This is a genomic window from Streptomyces sp. TLI_55 (assembly GCF_900206255.1).
Taxonomy (GTDB): Bacteria; Actinomycetota; Actinomycetes; order Streptomycetales; family Streptomycetaceae; genus Streptomyces; species Streptomyces aquilus.
In genome coordinates, this window is the sequence record NZ_OAOJ01000001.1 from 9,101,898 (window position 1) to 9,124,274 (window position 22,377).

20 protein-coding genes are annotated in these 22,377 nt (G+C 71.3%); 9 read left to right on the forward strand and 11 right to left on the reverse strand.

The genetic code is table 11. The features are described from left to right. Window positions 1-485: 485 nt before the first annotated feature. The 3 genes from CRP56_RS41575 to aceE form a co-directional block, all read right to left on the reverse strand. The gene (locus CRP56_RS41575; RefSeq protein ID WP_097275018.1) at window positions 486-3,251 is read right to left on the reverse strand and encodes a helix-turn-helix transcriptional regulator; all 2,766 of its coding nucleotides are present in this window, start codon (window positions 3,249-3,251) and stop codon (window positions 486-488) included. Window positions 3,252-3,350: 99 nt separating this feature from the next. Continuing rightward, complete coding sequence (locus tag CRP56_RS41580; protein ID WP_097273133.1) at window positions 3,351-4,625, reverse strand: 2-oxo acid dehydrogenase subunit E2; 1,275 nt, start codon at window positions 4,623-4,625, stop codon at window positions 3,351-3,353. A 17-nt stretch (window positions 4,626-4,642) separates the two neighbouring features. Beyond that, complete coding sequence (aceE, locus tag CRP56_RS41585; protein ID WP_097273135.1) at window positions 4,643-7,330, reverse strand: pyruvate dehydrogenase (acetyl-transferring), homodimeric type; 2,688 nt, start codon at window positions 7,328-7,330, stop codon at window positions 4,643-4,645. Window positions 7,331-7,552: 222 nt separating this feature from the next. Here aceE and CRP56_RS47300 point away from each other — a divergent pair, with 222 nt between their 5' ends. Then, entirely contained in the window at window positions 7,553-7,810 is a 258-nt protein-coding gene (locus CRP56_RS47300; protein ID WP_097273137.1) for a hypothetical protein, read from the forward strand. 165 nt (window positions 7,811-7,975) lie between these two features. Here the strand turns inward: CRP56_RS47300 and CRP56_RS41595 are convergent, their stop codons facing one another. Next, on the reverse strand, window positions 7,976-8,470 hold the full coding sequence (locus CRP56_RS41595) for a cupin domain-containing protein (RefSeq protein WP_097273139.1): 495 nt from the start codon (window positions 8,468-8,470) through the stop codon (window positions 7,976-7,978). Window positions 8,471-8,500: 30 nt separating this feature from the next. Further along, a complete protein-coding gene (locus CRP56_RS41600; protein ID WP_097273141.1) occupies window positions 8,501-9,448 on the reverse strand; it encodes an alpha/beta fold hydrolase in 948 nt (315 codons plus the stop codon). A 347-nt stretch (window positions 9,449-9,795) separates the two neighbouring features. On the opposite strand from CRP56_RS41600, the gene CRP56_RS41605 reads away from it, so the two are divergent. From CRP56_RS41605 to CRP56_RS41615, 3 genes are all read left to right on the forward strand, one after another. Continuing rightward, the gene (locus CRP56_RS41605) at window positions 9,796-10,572 is read left to right on the forward strand and encodes a DUF427 domain-containing protein (protein ID WP_097275020.1); all 777 of its coding nucleotides are present in this window, start codon (window positions 9,796-9,798) and stop codon (window positions 10,570-10,572) included. Between the two features lie 126 nt (window positions 10,573-10,698). Further along, on the forward strand, window positions 10,699-11,649 hold the full coding sequence (locus CRP56_RS41610; RefSeq protein ID WP_097273143.1) for an alpha/beta hydrolase: 951 nt from the start codon (window positions 10,699-10,701) through the stop codon (window positions 11,647-11,649). 49 nt (window positions 11,650-11,698) lie between these two features. Further along, entirely contained in the window at window positions 11,699-12,418 is a 720-nt protein-coding gene (locus CRP56_RS41615; RefSeq protein WP_097273145.1) for an alpha/beta fold hydrolase, read from the forward strand. 91 nt (window positions 12,419-12,509) lie between these two features. On the opposite strand, the gene CRP56_RS41620 is transcribed toward CRP56_RS41615, so the two are convergent. Continuing rightward, window positions 12,510-12,914 carry an OsmC family protein gene (locus tag CRP56_RS41620; protein ID WP_097273147.1) on the reverse strand — a complete coding sequence of 135 codons (405 nt, stop codon included), beginning with the start codon at window positions 12,912-12,914 and terminating at the stop codon, window positions 12,510-12,512. 148 nt (window positions 12,915-13,062) lie between these two features. Continuing rightward, the gene (locus CRP56_RS41625) at window positions 13,063-13,800 is read right to left on the reverse strand and encodes an SDR family NAD(P)-dependent oxidoreductase (RefSeq protein ID WP_097273149.1); all 738 of its coding nucleotides are present in this window, start codon (window positions 13,798-13,800) and stop codon (window positions 13,063-13,065) included. Window positions 13,801-13,971: 171 nt separating this feature from the next. Between CRP56_RS41625 and CRP56_RS41630 the strand changes: the two genes are divergently transcribed. Continuing rightward, window positions 13,972-14,628, forward strand: a complete 657-nt coding sequence (locus CRP56_RS41630; RefSeq protein WP_097273151.1) for a TetR/AcrR family transcriptional regulator — start codon at window positions 13,972-13,974, stop codon at window positions 14,626-14,628. A gap of 159 nt (window positions 14,629-14,787) precedes the next feature. Continuing rightward, a complete protein-coding gene (locus CRP56_RS41635; RefSeq protein ID WP_097273153.1) occupies window positions 14,788-15,510 on the forward strand; it encodes an RNA polymerase subunit sigma in 723 nt (240 codons plus the stop codon). Window positions 15,511-15,512: 2 nt separating this feature from the next. Here the strand turns inward: CRP56_RS41635 and CRP56_RS41640 are convergent, their stop codons facing one another. From CRP56_RS41640 to CRP56_RS41650, 3 genes are all read right to left on the reverse strand, one after another. Beyond that, a complete protein-coding gene (locus CRP56_RS41640; RefSeq protein WP_097273156.1) occupies window positions 15,513-16,469 on the reverse strand; it encodes an RNA polymerase sigma-70 factor in 957 nt (318 codons plus the stop codon). Between the two features lie 234 nt (window positions 16,470-16,703). Further along, window positions 16,704-17,447 carry an SDR family oxidoreductase gene (locus CRP56_RS41645; RefSeq protein ID WP_097273158.1) on the reverse strand — a complete coding sequence of 248 codons (744 nt, stop codon included), beginning with the start codon at window positions 17,445-17,447 and terminating at the stop codon, window positions 16,704-16,706. Between the two features lie 115 nt (window positions 17,448-17,562). Further along, window positions 17,563-19,293, reverse strand: coding sequence for an L-aspartate oxidase (locus tag CRP56_RS41650; RefSeq protein ID WP_097273160.1), 1,731 nt, complete (start codon window positions 19,291-19,293; stop codon window positions 17,563-17,565). Between the two features lie 197 nt (window positions 19,294-19,490). On the opposite strand from CRP56_RS41650, the gene fdxA reads away from it, so the two are divergent. Then, window positions 19,491-19,865, forward strand: a complete 375-nt coding sequence (gene fdxA, locus CRP56_RS41655; RefSeq protein ID WP_097275022.1) for a ferredoxin — start codon at window positions 19,491-19,493, stop codon at window positions 19,863-19,865. Window positions 19,866-19,953: 88 nt separating this feature from the next. Here fdxA and CRP56_RS41660 read toward each other — a convergent pair whose 3' ends face one another. After that, a complete protein-coding gene (locus tag CRP56_RS41660; RefSeq protein ID WP_097273162.1) occupies window positions 19,954-20,850 on the reverse strand; it encodes an RNA polymerase sigma-70 factor in 897 nt (298 codons plus the stop codon). Between the two features lie 370 nt (window positions 20,851-21,220). Here CRP56_RS41660 and CRP56_RS41665 point away from each other — a divergent pair, with 370 nt between their 5' ends. Next, window positions 21,221-21,607 (forward strand): cupin domain-containing protein, encoded by a 387-nt coding sequence (locus tag CRP56_RS41665; RefSeq protein ID WP_234375065.1) that lies wholly within the window; start codon window positions 21,221-21,223, stop codon window positions 21,605-21,607. A 17-nt stretch (window positions 21,608-21,624) separates the two neighbouring features. After that, the gene (locus tag CRP56_RS41670) at window positions 21,625-22,248 is read left to right on the forward strand and encodes a DUF5134 domain-containing protein (protein ID WP_097273164.1); all 624 of its coding nucleotides are present in this window, start codon (window positions 21,625-21,627) and stop codon (window positions 22,246-22,248) included. The last annotated feature ends 129 nt before the right edge of the window (window positions 22,249-22,377 follow it).

Here is a 22,377-nt window from a genome sequence, read left to right on the forward strand (position 1 = left end):
TTCCCTCGCCGCCGAGACCAACTTCGCGCCGACAGGGGCACTGCCGCGCCCCTGATGGACCGTGGGGCACCCCGTGGTCGTACCGTGGCCACCCCGTGGCCCGGGGCCTCCCACCCCCTGGCCCACCGGCCCCCGGGGCCAGAAACCCCCTGGCCTCGGGTGTCCCTGGGGCCCGCCACCCACGACCCCGGGCCCCCTGGGGCCCGCCACCCACAACCCCGGGGCGCCCCTGGGGCCCGCCACCCCCCCGGGCCTGTCACCCCCCTGGTCCCACTCGCCTCGGGCCCCTGGCCCGGTCCGGACCTCGACGGGGGTGGACCTGTGCAGGACCGGCCATGGCCGGCCCGGAGCCACGGGCCGTGGTCAGAGGAGTTCCGGGGGCGCACCGCGTGGCGGGGAGGCCGTCGGTGCGGCCCGCGCGGGCTCCCGACGGGACGTGCCGCGGCATGCGCAGTGCCCGGCCCTGGCGCCGCCCCCCTGGGGAGTCAGGCGTGAGTCGTGGCCTCGCCCGGCAGCACGGTGCCCAGCTGTTTGCGGGACCGGATCCCGAGCTTCGTGAACACCTTCCGCAGATGCCACTCGATGGTGTGCGGGCTGAGGAACAGCTGCGCGCCGATCTCGAGGTTGGTCAGCCCTTCGCCGGCCAGCCGGGCGATCTGGGCCTCCTGGGGCGTGAGCGCCTCGTCGTGGCCGGTGGCGCGCCTGCGCACGGTCTCGCCGGCGGCCTCCAGCTCCCGGCGGGCGCGCTCGGCGAAGGCCTCCGCGCCGGCCCGGTCGAGGATCTCGTGGGCGCGGGCCAGATGGTCCCGGGCCTCGGCCCGGCGGTTCTCGCGGCTCAGCCACTCGCCGTACAGCAGCCGGGTGCGGGCCAGCGCCGTTCGCACCGGGGTGCTCTCCAGCCGGGCGATCGCCTCCCGGTACAGGGCGTCGGCCGTGTCCCCGTCACTGATCAGGGCACGGGCCGCCGCGGAGGTGCCCGTCGCCCAGGCCGTACCACTGGCCTGGCAGATGGCTTCGAGGCGGCCGACGGCCTCGACGGCGAGGTCCCGCTGTCCGCTGCGGGCCGCCGCCTCCACCAGCTCGACCAGGGAGGACAGGGCCAGCCCCAGCTCCTGCGGGTACTCGCAGCCCTTGGCGGCGGCGGCGCAGGCCTCCTCGTACCGCCCGAGGCCGTTGTACAGCACGGCCAGCGCCCACTGGGGGGCCGTGAGCGTCTTTCCCTCGCCGCTGAGGGTCCGGTCGCCGGTGATCGTCGCGATCGCCCGCAGGGTCTCGGTCTCGCGGCCGCGCCAGGGTTCGATCACCAACGCCCCGTAGTGGGCGAGGAAGTGGCTGCCGGTGGCCTCGCCGATCGTCACCGCTTCCGCGGCGAGTGAGTGAGCGTCGTCCAGATCACCGGCGAAGACCCGGTTCGCGAGCCGCAGCAGGAGCGCCGAAGGCAGTACGGACAGCGTTCCGGTCTCCCGTGCGAGACGGACGAGCTTGGCCGACAGAGTGCTCCAGCTGTCGAAGTCCCACACGTTGTGGGCCATGCGGCAGGCGAACGGGAGCCAACCCACCGACTGTTCCACGGTGAAACCGCCGCACCGCAGCGTGTTCAGCGCGGTGCGCAGAATCGGGGCGCCCGCCGCGTAGCCGTCCGTGGTGGCGATGGCCAGGCCGTCGAGGAGGAGGTCGGTGGGTCCGGGGTGATCCGTCGGGGGCGCGGTGCGTGCGGCCCGGGCGACCTCCTCGAGGCCGGGTCCGCTGGACACGCGGCCCGCGGTGAGGGCCGCGTAGAACGCGTCCCGGTAGGTCTCCCGGGCGATGCCGGCGTCGAGCGGCTCGAACTCCCGGGCCGCCGTGAGCAGCAGCGGCACCGTGGCACCGGCACTGCGGGACCCGAAGGTGATCTGCCCGCGCAGCAGGCTGGCCTGGGCGTGTTGCAGCTCGTCGAGCGCGCCCATCTCGGCCACGTTCAGCAGCTCCAGCGCGGCGTCGAACGCTCCGGCGAGGTACTTGGCCCGGGCCGCTGCCAGCGCTCTGCTGCGGCGGCGGGCGGGATCGGGCGTCAGCTCGGCCGCTCGTTCCAGGAAGGCCGCCGATGCGGCGATGCCGCCACGCGCCTGCGCGCGGTCGGCCGAGCGAGTCAGTTCGTCCGCCACGGCCTCGTCGGGCTCCGCCGTGGCGCGGGCCAGGTGCCAGGCGCGGCGGTCGGGGTCGGACCGCGCGTCCGTGGCCTCGGCCAGCGCCCGGTGCGCCTCCCGGCGCTCGGCCGGTCCCGCCGCGCGGTAGACGGCCGAGCGCACCAACGGGTGCCGGAACTGGACTCGCGCGCGCACCTCCAGCAGGTGCGCGGCCACCGCGGGGGAGGCCTCGCTCATGGACACGCCGAGGATGTCGGCGGCGCGGCGCAGCAGTGAGACGTCGCCGACGGGCTCGGCCGCCGCGAGCAGCAGCAGCCGCCGCGTCTGCGGGGGCAGTTCCTCGACGCGCAGGCTGAAGTTGTGCTCGAGCCTGCCGATGAGCGGTCCCATCGACGGTGAGGCATAACCACCCGCGAGATCGGCCGCGGAGGTGCTGCGGGGCAGTTCCAGCAGGGCCAGCGGATTGCCGCGTGCCTCGGCGAGAATCCTGCTGCGGACCGGCTCGTCGAACCGGCCGGGAAGCACCGAGGTCAGCAGGGCGCGGGCGTCGGGCTCGCTCAGCCCGCCGAGGGTGAGTTCGGGCAGCCCTTGCAGAGCGCGTTCGCCGTCCGCCTCGCGGACGGCGAAGATCAGCCCCACGCGCTCCGCCATCAGACGCCGGGCGACGAACCCGACGATCTGGGCCGAGACGCGGTCGAGCCACTGCACGTCGTCGACGAGACAGATCAGCGGCGTCTCCTCAGCGACATCGGCGAGCAGGCTGAGGACCGCCAGCCCCACGAGGAACCGGTCCGGGGGAGTGCCCGCGCTGAGCCCGAAGGCGGTCTCCAGGGCCATCCGCTGCGGATCGGGGAGGTGCCCGAGGCGATCGAGGAAGGGCGCGCACAGCTGGTGCAGACCGCCGAAGGCCAGCTCCATCTCGGCCTCGACTCCCGCCGCGCGCACCACAGTGCAGTTCTCGGCGGTCTCGGCCACGTAGTCCAGCAGGGCGGACTTGCCGATACCGGCCTCGCCGCGCAGCACGAGGACCGCGCTGTGGCCGTCGCGCACCTTGGCCAGATGCCGGTCCAGCACCGCTCGCTCGCTCTGCCGCCCGTGCAGGAAGCCCGGATTCTCGCCGTTCATGAACACCCCCGGCTGCGAGCGTATAGATCTGGTCTTCGGCCACACAACTCATCTGCGTCGCTGGTCACCTCGGGGGTGGCCATGGTCACCGCCGTCGCTTCAGCGCGTGTCCTCGAACGCCGCGGCCTCGACGATCTTCTTCACGGAGGTCAGGTAGCGGGCGGCGTCCGCGCCGTCCACCAGCCGGTGGTCGTAGGAGAGCGAGAGGTGGACCAGTTCGCGGACACCGATGAGCTCCTCGTCGCCGTCCTGCACGACGGCCGGCCGTCTGACCGCGGCTCCCACGCCCAGGATCGCCGCCTGATGCGGCGGGACGATGAGGGTGTCGAAGAGGGCGCCGCGCGCTCCGGTGTCGGAGACCGTGAAGGTGGCTCCGGCCACGTCCGCGGGCGTGAGCCGGCCGGCGAGGGCGTGGTCGGTGAGGTCGTGGACGGCACGGGCGATGCCGCTGACGGTCAGATCGCCCGCGCCCCGCACCACCGGAGTCACCGGCCCCTGGCCGGTGTCGACCGTGATGCCGACGTTCTCGGTGTCGTAGTACGTGATGGTCGCGCCGCCCGTGTCGATCCTGGCGTTGATGACGGGGTGTGCCTTGAGCGCCTGGGCGGCGGCCAGGACGAAGAACGGCATCGGTGTCAGGGCGAACCCCTCGCGGGCCAGGAAGCGGTCCGCTGTTTGCCGCCACAGCCGCAGCAGGCCGGTGACGTCGGCCTCGACGGTGGAGGTCAGCTGTGCCTGCTCCAGCAGCGCCTGCTTGAGGCTGTCGCCGACGGCCTTGCGCAGCCGGGGGACGGCGGCCGTGTGCCCGCGCAGGGCGGACGTCGGCGGAGTCGCTGCCGTTGCCGCTGCAGGGAGCGGGCGCGGGGCCGGAGCAGCCGTGGCTGCCGGTGGCGGTGCGGGCACCGGGGTGGGGGCGGGGGAGGGTTGCGGCCTCGGTGTCGGAGCGGATGCGGGTGCCGGAGCCGGTGGGCGCTGCTCAGGCGGTGCGGCGGGCGGCTGCGTGACCGGTGCCGGTGAGGGGCCGGGCCCCGGCCCCGGGGCAGGGGCGGGGGGTGCGAGTTGCGGCGCCGGTGTGGGTGCGGGCTGCGGCGCGGCCCGGGCGGCGGTGTCCGCGGTCGCCGCCGACAGCTCGGCGTCGGGCGGCCCGATGACGGCGAGCTCGGCGCCCACCTCGACCGTCTCGTCCTCACCGACCACGATGGTCAGCAGCACTCCCGTGGCGGGCGCGGGGATCTCGGTGTCCACCTTGTCGGTGGACACCTCCAGCAGCGGTTCGTCCTCCTGGACGTGCTCGCCGGGCTGCTTCAGCCAGCGGGTCACGGTGCCCTCGGTGACGGACTCGCCGAGCGCGGGAAGAGTCACGGAAATCGTCATGGCGGCTTATGGCTCCTTCAGGTGTCCAGGCCGTAGTGCTTGCGGGCGCGGTCGACGGTGTCGGGGTCCATTTGCCCGGCCCGTGCCAGCCGGTCCAGGGCCGTCACGGTGATCGATTCGGCGTCCACGCGGAAGTAGCGCCGTACGTCCTCGCGGGTGTCGGACAGGCCGAATCCGTCCGTGCCCAGTGAGTAGTAGTCCTGCTCGATCCACTGGCCGATCTGGTCGGGGACCTGGCGCATCCAGTCGCTGACGGCCAGGACCGGCCCCGGCGCGCCGGCGAGCGCCTCGGTCACGAAGGGCACACGTGTCTCGCCGCGCGTGCGGGCGGTGTCGGCGTCCATCGCGTCCCGGCGCAGCTCCGTCCAGGACGTCACCGACCAGACATCGGCGCGCACGTTCCAGTCGGCGGCGAGCAGTTCCTGCGCGCGCAGTGCCCAGTGGACGGCGGTGCCGGAGGCCAGGAGCTGCAGCCGAGGGCCGGACACGGCGGGGTCGCCGGGTCGGAACGGGTACAGGCCGCGGACGATGCCCTCCTCGATGCCGGGCCACGCAGGAATGGGCGGCTGGGGCTTCGGCTCGTTGTAGACGGTGAGGTAGTAGAAGACGTTCTCGGGCCGCTCCCCGAACATCCGGCGCAGGCCGTCGCGGACGATGACCGCGATCTCGAAGGCGAAGGCCGGGTCGTAGCTGACGGCCGCCGGGTTGGTGGCGGCCAGGAGGTGCGAGTGGCCGTCGCCGTGCTGGAGACCTTCGCCGGTCATGGTGGTGCGTCCGGCGGTGCCGCCGACGACGAAGCCGCGGCCCATCTGGTCGGCGAGGGCCCAGAACTGGTCGCCGGTGCGCTGGAAGCCGAACATGGCGTAGAAGATGTAGAAGGGGATCATCGGTTCGCCGTGGGTGGCGTACGAGGTCGCGGCGGCGGTGAACTCGGCCATGGAACCGGCCTCGGTGATGCCCTCGATGAGGAGCTGCCCGGTCTCGCTCTCCTTGTAGTGCAGCAGCTGGTCGGCGTCGACGGGGTCGTAGGTCTGGCCCTGGGGCGCGTAGATGCCGGCCGTGGGGAACATCGACTCCATGCCGAAGGTACGGGCCTCGTCGGGGATGATCGGCACCCAGCGGGCGCCGGTGCGGCTGTCCCGCATCAGGTCTTTCACCAGGCGGACCAACGCCATGGTGGTGGCGACCTTCTGGGGGCCGAAGCCCTTGAGCAGCGCCTCGAACGGCTGCGGGGCGGGCTCCGGCAGCGGCTTGGCGATCACGCGGCGCGCGGGGGCGGGACCGCCCAGTGCGGCGCGCCGCTCGCGCAGGTACCGGACCTCGGGCGAATTCTCTCCCGGGTGCCAGAAGGGGACGACGTCACCGGCGAGGGCGCTGTCGGGGATGGGCAGGTCCAGTACGTCGCGCAGCTCGCGGAACTGGGCCATGGTCAGTTTCTTCATCTGGTGGTTGGCGTTGCGGGATTCGAACGCCGACCCGAGGGTGTGCCCTTTGACCGTCTGGGCGAGGATCACCGTCGGAGCTCCCCGGTGTTCGACGGCGGCCCGGTAGGCGGCGTACACCTTCAACGGCTCGTGCCCGCCACGGGAGTTCTCGAAGAGCTCCACCACCTGGGCGTCGCTCAGGGTGGCGGAGAGTGCGGACAGGGTGTCCCCGACGAAGAAGTTCTTGCGGATGTAGGCGGCGTCCCGCGCGGCGAAGGTCTGCATCTGGGCGTCGGGCTCCTCGCCCAGGCGGCGCACCAGGTCGCCGGTCGTGTCCTGGGCCAGCAGCGGGTCCCAGGCCTCACCCCACAGGGTCTTGACGACGTTCCAGCCCGCCCCGCGGAAGCGGGCCTCCAGCTCCTGCACGATCTTGGAGTTGGACCGCACGGGTCCGTCGAGGCGTTGCAGGTTGCAGTTGATCACGAAGGTGAGGTTGTCCAGGCCCTCACGGGAGGCCAGCGTCAGGGCGGCCGTGGCCTCCGGCTCGTCCGTCTCCCCGTCGCCGAGGAACGCCCACACGCGGGAGGCGGAGGTGTCCTTGATGCCGCGGGCCTGCAGATAGCGGTTGAAGCGGGCCTGGTAGACGGCGCCGAGCGGGCCGAGGCCCATGGACACGGTGGGGAACTCCCACAGCCACGGCAGGCGCCTGGGATGCGGGTAGGACGGCAGGCCGTGACCGCCGGCCTCGCGCCGGAAGCCGTCCAACTGCTGCTCGCTCAGGCGGCCTTCGAGGAACACCCGGGCGTAGATGCCAGGCGAGGCGTGTCCCTGGAGGAACAACTGGTCGCCTGAGCCGTCCTGTTCCTTGCCGCGGAAGAAGTGGTTGAAGCCGATCTCGTACAGCCAGGCCGCCGAGGCGTAGGTGGAGATGTGTCCGCCGAGGCCGAGTCGGGAGCCGCGGGTCACCATGGCCGCCGCGTTCCACCGGTTCAGGGCGGTGATCCTCGTTTCCATGGCGATGTCACCGTCGAACTCCGGCTGCGCGGCCGCCGGGACGGTGTTGACGTAGTCCGTGGTGAGCAGGCCCGGTACGGACAGGCCGGCGCGGGCCGCGTACTCGTGCACGCGCCGGATCAGGTACACCGCCCGATCGGGCCCGGCGTTGCGTATGACGGCGTCGAGGGAGGCCTGCCACTCTGCGGTCTCCTCGCGGTCACGGTCGGGAAGCTGGTCGAGCTCACTGCTCGACGGGGACACGGTGGGCCGGGACGGGTCACTCATGGGCGGCCTTCCTCGAGGGATGGGGCGGGGGAGAGGGGAGGAGAGGGTGGTGGATGACGCGGGCCGTCGGACGGTGCGGCGCGGGTGGATCAGCGGTCCTTGAGCGGCTGGGCCATGGTGTGACGGCCCGAATGGGCGTCCGGTCCGGGCAGCGGCGTCCGCTCTCCGATCAGGGCACCGAAGAACGGCGTCTGTGCCTCGCCGATCAATGGGCGCGCGGTCGTGGGCGGCGAGGTCGACGAACGCTCGCTCCTCGAGGCGAGCGGCCTCCAGGACGCCGAACAGCGGCACCCCGCCGGCGACGTGGGCGAGTGCGGCGGCGACGTCGTCGGACGCGACCGGGCGTGGCGGGAGAAGGGCAGCACCTGCGTCCCGTCCTTTCGAAGACGGATGACCGCTCTCGAGCCGATCCGCCCCATGGCGCCTGCAATGACGACCTTCATGCTGTCTCCTTCGCCGGGGTGGGACGGCCGGGCGTGACGGTCGGAAGTGCTGAGAAGGCGACGGGCAGACCGGGTGAGCCCGCGCGCCCTGCCTTGTTGACCGGACGAAAGGAGTTGTCGTGACAAGCTGCCCGATACCAGGTGTCCCGCGAGCGCGGCGGTGGGGTGGACGCGGGCACCGCGGGACACCGCAGGGGCGGGCCTACTCCACGAAGTAGGAGTCGTGCCGGTCGAAGAACGCGGAGCGCTCCTCCTCCGAGGCGTGCGCCAGCGTCGACACCTGCTCGAAGTACTCCTCTCGCGGCGCACCGGGTGTGAACAGCAGGAGCATGTCCGCCGGTGCGTCGGAGTCGTTACGGAAGGCGTGCAGCCCGCCTTGCGGCACGTGCACGAAGTCGCCCTTGCGGGCGTCCACCCACCGCACACCGTCGAAGATGCGCACGGTGCCGTCCAGGATGTAGAACGACTCCGAGATCCGCCTGTGGAAATGCGTCTTCGGACCGCCGGCCCGCGGCCTCATCTCGACGCGGTAGAGCCCGAGCTCACCGCGGGTGGTCGCGGTGGTGGCCAGATAGTGGGTGGCGTCCTTGCCCGGCCCGCTCTCGCCGAGATCGGGCGGTGTGTCGGCAGGCCGGAACACGGCGCTGACCTCGCCGTCGTCTCCGAAGTACTTCTGTGCCGGGTAGGGGTACGACATGGTGTTTTCCTTTCCTGAGGCGGCCGGGTGTCAGCGGGTGAAGCAGTCGTGGCGGGGGTGTCCCCGTCGCAGGGCCCGTACGTCCCGGACCGCCGCGGCGAATGCCTCGGGGCGTTCCTGCGGCAGGTTGTGACCGGCGTCCGCGACCTGAAGGTGCAGGCGGGGCCCGGTGAAGTGGTGAGCGGTCGACGACCCGTCGGTCGCCGGGAAGTTGCCGTCGGCGGTGCCGTCCAGGGTGACCGTGGGGACGGTGATCGGAGGAAGGCCGGCGAGGCGGGCTTCCAGATGGGCGTACGCGTCCGCGCCGGATGCCAGGCCGAGCCGGTGCCGGTAGGAGTGGATGACGACGTCGACGTAGTCCGGATTGGTGAAGGCCTCGGCGGCCCGCTCCAGTTCGGCTTCACCGAAGGCCCACACGGGGGAGTTGCGTTTCCAGATGACCCGGGCGACGCCCCGTGGATCGGCTGCCAGTCCGGTGCGGCCGCGCTCGGTGAGGAAGTAGTAGAAGTACCAGAAACCCGCCTCCAGTTCGGGGGCGAGGGGGTTCATGGCGGCGCCGATGTCCTGGATCAGGTAGCCGTTGACGCAGACCAGGCCGAGGACCCGTTCGGGCCACAGTGCCGCGGCGACCGTGGCCGCGCGACCGCCCCAGTCGTAGCCGGCGAGGTAGGCCCGCTCGATGCCGAGGGCGTCCAGGAGCGCGATGACGTCGGCCCCCAGAGCCGCCTGCTGGCCGGAACGCGGAAGGGAGTCGGACAGGAATCTGGTGGGGCCGTGCCCTCGCAGGTGGGGGACGATGACCCGGAATCCGCCTTCGGCCAGCAGGGGGGCCACGTCCACGTAACTGTGGATGTCGTAGGGGAAACCGTGCAGAAGGACGACGGTGTCGCCGTCGGGGGAGCCCGTCTCGTAGTAGGCGACTTCGAGCACGTCGGTCGTGACGCGTCGCAGCGGGGCGAGCAGGGGCAGGGCTGACATGCGAATCCTCCGACGAAGGAGCGGTGGGGGAGGGGAGCCGCGGTTCCGGTCGGGCGCGGCTGGGGTACCGGGCGTGGGGCCGGGCGCCTTACCGGGCCCGGTCGCCGCCGGGTCCGGCCCTCGGCGACAGTGTGCATAGTGTGCATAAGAACGTTGGTTTGTTAGTGTCAAGAGTGTTGGCGTCAAAATGGGTACGCGTCTGCACGGCGTGATCTCCTCTCCACGGGGGGCTGTCTCCCCGCACAGACCGACCTCCGCCACCTCCTGTGACAGCGAAACAAGCCCTGCTCAGCGCTGTGCGCGTAGGTGCAGGGCGGGCCCCGATCCGATCGATCCAGGTGATGATCATGGAAACCGAAAGTGTTCTGCATCCCAGCTTCCTCGTGCCCGTCGGGCACGTGGAGCCGGTGCCCCGCCGTATCAGGGGCGTGATCGGCGGGCGCACCGTCTTCGACACGCGGCGCGCCCTGTACGTCTGGGAGTGGCAGGCGTACCCGCAGTTCAGCATCCCGGTGCGGGACCTCGTCGACGGCGTCCTCGACGACGAAGGGGTCGCCGAGGAGCACGGGGCGGGCACAGCGCACCGGCACACGCTGTCCGTGGGCGGCGACTCGCGCCCCGGTGCCGCCTGGGTATGGGGCAAGGACGCCCCGGCGCCGCTCCAGGGCACGGTGCGCTTCGAGTGGCCGGCCATCGACTACTGGTTCGAGGAGGACGAACCCGTCTTCGTCCACCCCAGGAGCCCGTACTCGCGGGTGGACGCCGTGCGTTCCTCCAGCAGCGTCCGCGTGGAGCTGGAGGGCGTGGTCCTGGCGGAGGCACCGGCGTGCGTCAAACTCTTCGAGACCGGCCTGCCGACGCGCTACTACCTCGACCGCGCGCACGTCGACTGGACCCGGCTGCGGCGGACCGACACGGTGACCCGCTGCCCGTACAAGGGAACGACCAGCGGCTACTGGTCGTTCGACGGTCCCACCGCCGTCCACGAGGACATCGCCTGGGCGTACGACTTCCCGACCATCCACGCCAACCGCATCGCGGGCCTGACGGCTTTCTACAACGAGCACGTCGACCTCTTCGTGGACGGCGAGCCGCTGCCGAAGCCCGGCACACTCCGTTCCTAGGCTCCGCTACGTCGTCCGGTCCCGGGCGTGTCCGACGGCCCGGGACCCTTACGTGTCACACATCTGCGCCGGGCCCGGTCCCATGGTGTGAAAAGTCCTCCTTAATCGCCAGAGAAGGATCACACCATGACCGACATCGTTCTCGAGCCCGCCGCACAGGACTTCGCCGACGCGACCGCGAAGCCGCCGCTGCTGTACGAACTCGGGGTCGAGGGCGCCCGCAAGCTCCTCGACGACGTGCAGGCGCAGCCGATCGAGAAGCTCCCCGTGGACGAGAAGTGGATCACCGTTCCGGCCTCGGTCGGCGATGTGCGGGTGCGTATCCTCAAGCCCGTCGGCAGCACCGGCCCGCTGCCCGTCATCCTCTACGTGCACGGCGGCGGCTGGATCCTCGGCAACGCCGGCACACACGACCGGCTCGTGCGCGAGCTGACCGTCGGGGTGAAGGCGGCCCTGGTGTTCGTGGAGTACGACCGCTCCCCGGAGGCCAAGTACCCGGTCGCCGTCGAGCAGGCCTACGCGACCGCCCGGTGGATCACCGCCGAGGGCGCCGACGAAGGGCTCGACGCCTCCCGCCTGGCCGTCGCCGGTGACTCGGTCGGCGGCAACATGACCGCCGCCCTGACCCACCTGGCCAAGCAGCGGGGTGACGTTGCCTTCGTGCACCAGTCGCTGTACTACCCCGTCACCGACGCGGCCCAGGACACCGAGAGCTACCGCACCTTCGCGCACGGTCCGCACCTGACGGCCAAGGCCATGGAATGGTTCTGGAACGCCTACACGACTGACCCCGCCGAGCGCGCCCAGATCACCGCCTCGCCGTTGCGGGCAACCCTGGAAGACCTCCGGGACCTGCCGCCCGCGTTCGTCGTCGTCGACGAGAACGACGTGCTGCGCGACGAGGGCGAGGCCTACGCCCGCAAGCTCGTCCAGGCCGGTGTGCCGACGACCAGCATCCGCTACAACGCCTCTCTGCACGACTTCATGATGCTGAACACGGTCCGCGGCACCCAGGCGTCGACCGCCGCCGTCGAGCAGGCCATCCACGTGCTGCGCAACGCTCTCGGAACCGACTGAGACGGCGCACCCGATCACCTTCCCCCGGCACGTCGAAAGGTCATTTCCCATGAGTGCACCCAAGCCCACCATCGTCCTCGTACACGGCGCGTTCGCGGACGGCTCCAGTTGGAACGGCGTCGTCGACAAGCTGCTCGCGCACGACTATCCGGTGATCGCCGTCGCCAATCCGCTGCGCGGACTGACCAGCGACGCCGAGTACGTCCGGCAGATAGTGACGTCCGTCGAGGGCCCCGTCGTCCTCGTCGGCCATTCCTACGGCGGGTCCGTCATCAGCAACGCGGCCAAGGGGTTGCCCGAGGTCAAGGCACTCGTCTTCGTCGCGGCGTTCCTGCCGGAGGAGGGCGAGAGCGCCGTCACCCTGTCGGGCAAGTTCCCCGGCAGCACCCTCGGCGACACGCTCCGGCCCGTGCCGGTGACGCTGCCCGACGGCAGCCAGGTCAGGGACCTGTACATCGAACAGGCCAAGTTCCACGAGCAGTTCGCCGCCGACGTCCCCGAGGAGACAACGGCCGTCATGGCCGCGACGCAGCGGCCGGTGGCCGAAGTCGCGCTGGCGGAGGGCGCGTCCGCGCCCGCGTGGCGGGACATTCCCTCCTGGGTGCTGGTGGCGGACAGGGACCGGAACATCCCCGCGCAGGCGCAGACCTACATGGCCGAGCGGGCCGGGGCTACCGTCATGAAGGTCTCCGCCTCCCACGCGGTCAGCGTCTCGCGCCCCGGTGACGTGGCCCGTCTGATCAACGAGGCGGCGCAGGCGACCGCCTGAGCGCCGCAGGCCCGCGCCACACCGACGCGGGGTGCGGGGTCCGGCTTCACGGCCGGACCCCGCACCCCGCGTTTCTCGTGTGGGCCTGACGTCACGGCAGCGGTGCGGGCTCCGCGAGCAGCGTGGGCACGGTGATGATCGTGACGTCCTTGGTCAGCAGCCGATGGACGGGACAGCGTCCCGCGACCGCGAGGAGCTGGTCCCGCTGCGCGGGGGCCAACTCCCCGACCAGCCCGATGTTCTTGACCACCTGCCCCTGTGCGCCGTAGCGGACCGCGACGTCCACCCGGTCCAGCGGCCATTCGTGGCGCTGCGCGTAGGCCCGCACCGCCATGGACGTGCACGCTCCGAGCGCGGCCAGGAGGAGTTCGCCCGGGGTGGGGCCGGTGTCGGTGCCGACGGGCTCCGGCTCGTCGGCTGTCAGGCGGTGGGTACCGATCGCCACGGAGCGCGCGAGCTGCTTTCCTTCGGCCACGGTAACGATGCGCGTGTTCATGCTTGCCTCTCAGCCGAGGTACGGGCAGAGGCACGACCTGTGCCTCTCGAAGCTCAGACCGTGCGGGGCGGCCGACTGTGACGACCGCCGTGCCCGTACCCGGCTGGAAGCGGGGGGTGCGGGGCGGCGGCTGCCGCCCAGCGGGTGATCAGCGGGACTGATCGGTGGGGCGTACGAGGATCTCGTTGACCGCGACGTGGTCGGGCTGGGTGACGGCGTAGACCACCGCGGCTGCGATGTCCTCCGGCTGAAGGGTCCGCATCGACTCGGCCATGGCCTTGACCGCGGCACGATGGTTCGGGTCGGCGATGTGGTCGGCCAACTCGGTCGAGACGAAGCCCGGCTCCACGAGGACGACACGGACCCCCTGCTCGGTCACCTCCTGGCGCAGCGCCTCGGCGAAGGCGTTGACGCCGAACTTGGTGGCGGAGTAGACCGCGGCGCCGGCCGAGGAGATACGGCCCGAGGTGGAGGAGATCTGGACCACCGCGCCGCGGGAGCGCAGCAGGTGGGGCAGCGCGGCGTGCACCGTGTACATGGAGCCCAGCAGGTTGGTCTCCACCATGCGGGTCCATTCCGCGAGGTCCGCGTCCAGGACGGGGCCGGTGAGCATGATGCCTGCGTTGTTCACGACGATGTCGAGGGTGCCGAAGCGTTCGACGGTCCGGTCGACGGCCTTGCGCACCGACTCGGGGTCGCTGACGTCCATGTCCAGAACGAGGATCTCCCCGGGCGCTTCCTGTGCCAGTGCTTCGAGCCGGTCGGTCCTGCGGCCGCCGACGGCCACGGCGGCCCCCGCGTTGGAAAGCGCCAGTGCGGTCGCCCTGCCGATGCCGGAGGAGGCGCCGGTGACGAGGACGACCTTGGGGTCGAGAACGGAACTCATGTCATCTCCGAACGAGGTGGTGGGGTGGGACGGGCAGGCCGGGTCGTGTGCGAGGACAGATCAAGGCGGCCCGAGAAGGTGACCGAGGGGTCATGTTGTGTCAGAGTAACACTGAAAATGACCCCCGAGTCATGTTCAGTGTTAATGTTGTGACACGCAGAGGGAGGCGTCATGACCGGGAGAGCCGCGGCGGTGCAGGCCAGGGCCGACAGCGTGCGCAATCGGAGGCTGCTTCTGCGAGCGGCCACGGAGGCCTTCGCAGAATGCGGGGTGGAGGTGCCGATGCACACGATCGCCCAGCGAGCCGGCGTCGCCAAGGGCACGGTGTTCCGGCACTTCCCGACGAAGGACGACCTGCTCGCGGCGATCATGATGCAGCTCCTCGACCGGCTGCTCGAGACGGCGGACCGGCTCCTGCGCGCCGACGACGCCGGCCGTGCGCTGAAGGACTTCATGGCACACGGAATCGGCCTGCTCGCCGCCGACCGCGCGTTCTGCGACGTCATCGGCCGGCCCTCGCTCCAGCACGCGGACGTACGCGAGGCGATCGACCGGCTCTGCGACACGGTCGAGAACCTCACCGCCCGGGCCAGAGAACAAGGAACCGTCCGCGGGGACATCACCGGAACCGACATCGTGCTGCTCCTCGGCGGCGTCCACCAGACCGCCCAGCCGCTGCTGGACCGCGAACCGCGAGCGTGGGAACGCTTCCTGGAGATCGCGTTCGACGGACTGCGCGCCGGTGACCGTGCGGCCCTGCCCCATCCGCCCCCCGCTCGGCTGCGGATGGCGGACCCGTCGGGCGTCTCTGCACCGACGGGGAAGTGACACTAAGTGGCACATCATTGCTGTGTTGTGAAATCATGCCGCAGCTTCCGTCTCGATCAGGCCGGCCGACCAGCCGGGTGCGGACGGGGGCGGGTAACGTCTGAGTCATGCCGTCGCGGCGGCTGCGCTCCGGACTCTCGTCGGCGTGGGGGTCGCTCCATGGATCATGTCGTTGGCGCGGTACCGCTTGCCGAGTCGCTCGACGAACGGCGGCACTTGCTGGACGTCGCCTGCCGCGCGCTGGGCAGCCGCGCCATGGCCGAACGCGTCGTGGACGAGGCCTACCGGCGCTGGTACGGCCTCACCGATCCGGCGCGGGTCCGGATGCCGTCCCCCCGCGTCTGGCTCACTCAGGTCGTGGACGAGGCGTGTCTGACCCGACCGGCGCCGGCCTGGCCCGGCGGGGAGGCGCGGGAGATCCTGGCTCTGCGGGCGTGGTGCGGCGAGGACGCGGAACCGGTCGAGCGGGCTCGGTGGAGTGTGGGTGCGCGGCGTGCGTGGCCCGTGTCGGCGCGTCGCGAGCATGAGATCACCGTTGCCGTGCGGCAGGCGTGCAGTGATCAGGACGGCCCCCGGCTGCGGTCGCTGCTGGCCCCCGACGCGACGGCCTTCTTCGACAGCGGCGGCAAGATCCGGGCCTTGACCCGCCCCGTCCGCGGTGACGAGCAGGTCGCCCGCAGCCTGTTGGTCCTGCTGGCCGGACAGCGGCGCGTGACCCTGTGCACCGGATCGGTCAACGGGCGCACCGGCATTCTCGCTCGCTGCGACGACCAGGTAGCCGCGGTGCTGAGCCTCGACATCGCTGACTCGCTGGTCCTTCAGGTCTGGGCCGTCCTCAACCCCGACAAGCTGCGTAGCTGGAACCGCTCCCTTCCCGGGTGAGCTCACGTGGCACGGCGTCGCCGGGACGCGCGGGCAGGGGGTGCGCAGTGGGCGCGGGTTCCGAGGAAGGCGGCGATCTTGGCGGGGGTGAACACCCACAGAACCCGGTGGATCCCCCGCCGGGTGGCGGCGATGGTCATGAAGGTCGCAGGCCGGCCGTCCCGGTACAGCAGGACCCCGGCGCGCCCGTTGGCCTGCACGGGCGCGATCGCGACCGTCGGCCAGAACCGTGACGCGGCGGTCGACAGGTTCGCCACCCGGGCACGGCCGACCACGGGCACGCGGGCCGCGCCGCGCAGCCCGTTGCCGTCGGACAGACTGACCGCGTCGGGTGTCAGGAGCGCTTCGAGCGAGGCCACGTCCCCTTCCTGGGCGGCCGCGACGAAAGCATCGAGCAGCCTGCGGTGCTCCTGGACGTCGACACTGTCCCGCTCGTCGTCGGTGAGGTGCTTGCGCGCCCTGCTCACGATCTTCCTGGCGTTGACCGGGGTCAGGCGCAGCATCTGCGCGATCTCCGCATAGCCGTACTCGAAGGCCTCCCTCAGCACGTAGGCGGCCCGCTCGGTGGGCGTGAGCTTCTGCAGGACGAGGAGCAGGGCGAGTTCCAGCGCCTCGGCGCGTTCGGCGCCGGCCACCGGGTCGATGCTGGTGTCGATGGGTTCGGGCAGCCAGGGCCCGATGTAGGTCTCGCGGCGCACCCGGGCGGACTGCGCCACGTTGATGGCCAGCCTTGTCGTGGTGCTCGAGAGGAACGCCGCGGGGCTGACCACCGCCGAACGGTCGGTCCGCTGCCAGCGCAGCCACGCCTCCTGCACGACGTCCTCGGCTTCCGTCGCACTGCCCAGGATGCGGTAGGCGATACCGAAGAGCCGGGGCCGCAGCTCCACGAACGTGGTGACAGCCTGGGCGAGGTTCCTGTCCGCGGGGGGTACCGCTGTCGGGGATGCCTTTGGATACATGTCCCTCTGACTCCATTCCTCCGGGGCCCGGGTTGTCGGAATGCGGCCACGAGGCGCTCACAGACCCGGCGATCGTCTCTCCCCCAACGACCGAGGGACCGAGGACGCTGTGACAGTGCTTTCTTGGAGCACTTCAGCGGCGTGGATGCGGCGCGGCGGCTGATCTACGGCGCCGTACAAAAAATGGGCCTGTCGTTCCACGGGGTATGGAACGACAGGCCCATGAAGACGCGCCTACTGCTGGGCGAGCCAGTCGGCGAAACGGGTCTCGCCGATGCGGGCGTCCGGGCCGGGAAGCAGCGTGGTCTCCTGCAGTTCGGCGCCGAAGTACGGGGCGTGCACGTCGGTGACGACCGTGCGCGGGTCGTTCTTGGCGGCCAGGCCCTTGCGGATCAGCTCGTCCAACTGGAAGGTGTCGGGACCGGCCACCTCGACCACACCGTTGACCGGCGTGCCCACGGCGGTGCGGCCCACGGTGGCGGCGACGTCGTCCGAATGGACGGGCTGGATCTTCACCGGGGCCAGCCTGACGGTGTCACCCTCGGTCGCCGACTCGGCGATGCCCTTCATGAACTCGAAGAACTGCGTGGCGTGCACGATCGACCAGGGGATCCCGGAGGCCTTGATCAGTTCCTCCTGGGCCTGCTTGGCACGGAAGTAGCCGCTTTCCTGGAGCCGTTCCGTACCCACCACCGACAGGGCGACGTGGTGGGCGACACCGGCGTTCGCTTCCGCCTTGAGGAGGTTGGTGGTGGAGGTGCGGAAGAACTCCATGACGGCGTCGTCCGCGAAGGAGGGCGAATTGGAGACGTCGATCACGACGGCCGCGCCCTCCAGCACCTCGGCCAGGCCCTCGCCCGTCAGTGTGTTCACGCCGGTGTTCGGGGCGGCCGCCACCGCCTCGTGCCCGTGTTCGTTGAGCTTGCCGACGACCTTCGAACCGATCAGTCCGGTGCCGCCGATCACTACGACCTTCATGGGACGTTCCTTTCACTCATTCTCATCCGCTGCCTGCACGAGCTATGACCGGGAGCCGACCGGCGCCGTGACACCTTTCTCGAATTCCGGAAACCGTCTCCGGACCGAGGTATTGCTATTCGACGAGCTTTCCGTCCGCCGACACGTCCTCCATCAGGGCCGCGATCTCGGCGGGGACGGGGCTGATGGGTTCGCGGGTGATGCCGTCGGTCGGGGACCAGACGAGGTTCACCTGCAGCGCGGGATCCATGGCGGGGTAGTCGCTGCGGTTGTGGCATCCGCGCGTCTCGCGCCGCTCCAGCGCGGCCTCCAGGGTGGCCCTCGCCGCCAGTGCCGACGACTTGAGGTCGAAGGCATGGGCGAGGTCCTGGAAGCCCGCGATGTCCGGATGGACGCCGACGTTCTCCATGCGCTTCTCGATGGCGTCCAGCTCCGCCAGCCCGGTGCGCAGCCCCTCCTCGTCACGGACCACGCCCGCGTGCTCGGTCATGGTGTTGCGGATCGCGCGTTGCAGGGCGCGCACGTTCTCGGGTCCGTCCGCGGCGAGCAGGTCGTCGACCTCGGCCCGCGCCTGGGCCACCGCTGCGGCCGAGCGCGGCTGCGCGGTCAGGGACTCCGAGTAGGCGGCGGCCGCCTGTCCGGTGATACGGCCGTACACCAGCAGCTCGATGAGGCTGTTGCCGCCGAGCCGGTTGGCGCCGTGCAGTCCGCTGGAGGCCTCACCGATGGCGTACAGGCCCCGCACGTCCGTGCTGTGGTCCTCGGGGCGGACCCACACCCCGCCCATCGAGTAGTGCGCGGTGGGCGCGACCTCGATGGGATCGCGGGTGATGTCCAGCATCTGCAGGTCGAGCAGCGTCTGGTAGACGCGGGGGAGCCGGTTCATGATGGTCTGGCGGGGCAGGTGGGAGACGTCGAGCCACACCCCGCCGTTGGGTGTGCCGCGGCCTTCCTTGATCTCGGTGTAGGAGGCGAGGGCGACCCGGTCGCGGGTGGACAGCTCCATGCGGACGGGGTCGTAGCGGTTCATGTACCGTTCGCCCAGCGCGTTGCGCAGGATGCCGCCCTCGCCGCGGGCCGCCTCGCTCACCAGGGTCCCGGCCGCGTTCTCCGGCTCGATGATGCCGGAGGGGTGGAACTGGACGAGTTCCGGGTCGCGCAGCCGGGCTCCGGCCTCCGCGGCCAGCCGGAAGGAGTCGCCGGTGTTCTCGTCGCGGCGTGAGGAGGTGCGTCGCCAGATCCGGGTGTGGCCGCCGGCCGCGAGGATGACGGCGTCCGCGTGCACCAGGTAGCGCCTGCCGTCGCCGAGGCCGAAGCCGTAGGCGCCGAAGACGGCACCGTCGTGGACCAGGAGACGGGTGATGTAGACGTTGTCGAGCACCGGTATGTCCAGCTGGTTCGCGCGCCGGATGAGCGTGCGTTGGATCTCCAGGCCCGTGTAGTCGCCCGCGAAGGCGGTGCGGCGGAACTTGTGGGCGCCGAAGAACCGCTGGGAGATCCGGCCGTCCTCCTCCCGGGCGAAGGCCATGCCGTAGCGCTCCAGGTCGTCGATGCCGAGGGCGGCTCCCCGGGTGACGATCTCGGCGGTGCGGGGGTCGCCGAGGAGGTAGCTCTCCTTGAGGGTGTCGGCGGCGTGCTGCTGCCAGGTGTCCTCGGGGTCCATCGTGGCAAGTGCCGCATTGATCCCGCCGGCGGCGAGAGAGGTGTGGGTGTCCTCCTTGGGGCGCTTGCCGACGGCGAGGACATCGACGCCGGCCTCCGCCAGCTCGATGGCCGCACGCAGGCCCGCTCCGCCGGTGCCGATCACCAGCACTGTGGTGGAAAGACGTTGTTCGGTGGCAACCACGATTGCTCCCATCGCTCGGGGTGGTCACCTGCTACGACCAGGTGGAGTGACCGTTTGTGACACCGTCGCCCGGCCTCGGGCCCGCCCGTCGGTGTCACACCCTGGCGTCAGGTCCGGTCATACCGCACACCGGCCGGGCGCACGAAGGCCGTGCGGTCCGCAACCGCCGGCCGGCATAGGGAGGGGAGGTGGGGACGGTGACCTACGTCATCGCGGAGCCGTGCGTCGACGTCAAGGACCGGGCGTGTGTGATCGAGTGCCCGGTCGACTGCATCTACGAGGGCGAGCGGACGCTGTACATCCATCCCGGGGAGTGCGTGGACTGCCACGCCTGCGAGCCGGTCTGCCCGGTCGAGGCCGTCTTCCACGAGGACGACCTGCCGGCACGGTGGGCGCAGTACCGGTCAGTGAACGCCGAGTACTTCCGCGACCCGCCGAGGGAGGGCACCGGACGGGCCGATCACCCCGTCATCGCCGCCCTGCCCCCACAGCACGCCGTCAAGAACGGCCTGTCCGGGTTCGCGGCCCGCAAGGAGGAGTCCGCCGACGCCGACCTGTGGTTCCCGTCGTGAACCGCCCGGCCCGGCGCGGCGGACCGGGCCCTGAGCGTGCGGCGAACCGACGGGGCAGGCACCCGGGGAGGGCGTGATGGGATGCGGGTCAGGCTCCCAGGGACAGTACGTAGGGGTTCAGCTTGACCGGGTTCATCACCCACATGATGCGCTCGATGCCGGCCTCGGACGCGTCCACGCACAACAGGGCCAGCGGGGCGTTGTCCTGTGTGACGAGAACGGCGGGCCTGCCGTTGGCCTCGACGAACCGGGTCTCGGTGTCCGGCCAGAACCGCGGGGCGAAGGCAGCCAGGTAACGGGAGACGTGATCGCGGCCGATGACGGGGATCCTGGACGCGCCGCGGATGCCGCCGCCGTCCGAGTAGCTGACGACGTCCGAGGCCAGCAGGTCCTCCAGGGTGGAGAGATCTCCCGTGCGTGCGGCGGAGAGGAAGCCTTCGAGCAGGCGCCGGTGGGCCGCGGGGCTGACGCGCTCCTTGCGCTCGGCACCCAGGTGCTTGCGTGCCCGGCTGACCAGCTGCCGGGCGTTCGCGTCGCTGGTCTCCAGGATGTCGGCGACCCGCTGGTAGGGGTAGTCGAACGCCTCCCGCAGCACGTAGGCGGCGCGTTCGATCGGGTTGAGCTTCTCCAACAGCAACAGCACCGCCAGCTCGACCGCCTCGGCGCGTTCAGCCCCCAGGTGCGGGTCCTGAGTGGTGTCGACCGGCTCGGGGAGCCAGGGCCCGACGTAGGACTCCCGGCGTACCCGCGCGGACTGGGCCAGGTTGATCGCGAGCCGGGTGGTGACCGTGGTGAGGAAGGCGGCCGGTTCATGGATCTGCGCGCGGTCCGTGTTCTGCCATCGCAGCCAGGTGTCCTGGACGATGTCCTCGGCCTCGACGGCACTGCCGAGGATGCGGTACGCGATGCCGAACAACCGGGGTCTGGCCGAGAGGAAGTCGTCGAGACCGCGGTCGAACGTGTCGGGGTGGGCGCCGGCGCGCATGGGTCGTCCCTTCTGGCTTTGCGCCCTACATGCTACGCGCGAGGGGGCAAGGCTACGCGCTGCGGGCCGCATCTGCTCACGGTATCTCTTTCGCGATCCCCGGTCACACGGTGGCAATCGTCGCGCCAGATTCGCCGGATTCGCACACTGGGTCCGCGCCCGATCCAGGCCGTGGAAGACGAGGGCCGATGCGTGAAAGGGCGGTGTGAGGGGGCCGGTTGTCACACATGCGCCCGGTCCCCGGTCACCAGTGACGAACGATGTTCACGCCTACGGAAGGTGCAACACAGTGTCGGACAACATGACAGCACACGACCACTCCGCCCACGGCCACCACGGGCACGGCGACCAGGAAGGGACGGCCGGCTGGATGACGGCGGCCAAGGTGCTCCAGGACGCCGCACCGTTCACCGTCCCGGAGGGGGCGTCGGCGATGACCATTCTCGTCGAGTGGGAGCCCGGCGACCCCGGCACGCCCCCGCACCGGCACTCCGGTCCCGCCTTCGGCTACGTCGTCGAGGGAGCGGTCCGTTTCGAGCTCGAGGGCGAGCCCGAGCGCGTGGTGGAGGCGGGCGGTACCTTCTGGGAGCCCGGCGGCGACGCCATCCACTACCAGGACGGCAACGCGCTTTCCGACGCGCGGACCCGGTTCGTGGTGACCATGATGTGTGCTCCCGGCAAGCCCATGCTGGAACTGGTCGACGAGAAGGAACTGGCGGAGCGCGCCCACCTGCGGGCACCGCGCCCCACCGCCTGAGCGGGCACGGACCCGGCATGGGTAGGCCCGTCGTCCTGGTGCACTGCCTGCTGACGCTGCTGTTCGTGGCGGTGCTCCTGCACGGGCTGGCGTGGGGCGTCGGGTCACCAAGGACGGGGGTCCGCGCCCGGGTGGACCGGCTGCTGGCTGCCGCCATGGCCGTGTCCATGGCGGCGATGCCCTGGATCGACGTCCGCGCGGGGCCCGCTGCCGTCGTCGGCGGTGTCTTCACCGCCGGTGCGGTGTGGTTTCTCCTGCCGGTCGGCCGCCGCCGGGAGGCCGGGGGGAGGGCGGTGATGACCCACCGGCTGCCGCACGCGGCAGGTATGGCCGCGATGGCCTGGATGCTGCGGGTGCCGCACACCGGGACCGGTCCGGCACACGCCCACCACGGGGCGGCCGGCGGCCCCACCGGGCCCGGCGCTCTGGGGGCCGGTGTCCCTCTCGACGGCTCCGCGATCACGCTGTCGCTGGCGTCCTGTCTGCTGGCGTACGCGCTGTGGTCGCTGACCCGCCCCATGCCCGCGCTGCGCTCGGCCGTGAGCGCGGCGCGCCGTGCCGCGGCGGCGACGCCGTCACGGCACGTGGGCGAAGGGGCGATGGCGCTGGGGACGGCCGTGATGCTGGTCCTGCCCCACTGAGTACGGGACGAGAAAAGGGCGCGCGCCCGGGCACGGCGAAGGCGCGGTGGTCCGTGGTCATGCGCTGAGTGACCGCGGACCACCGCACCGGACGGCCGGAGCGACGGTCGTCACCCTGCCAAGAGGCGG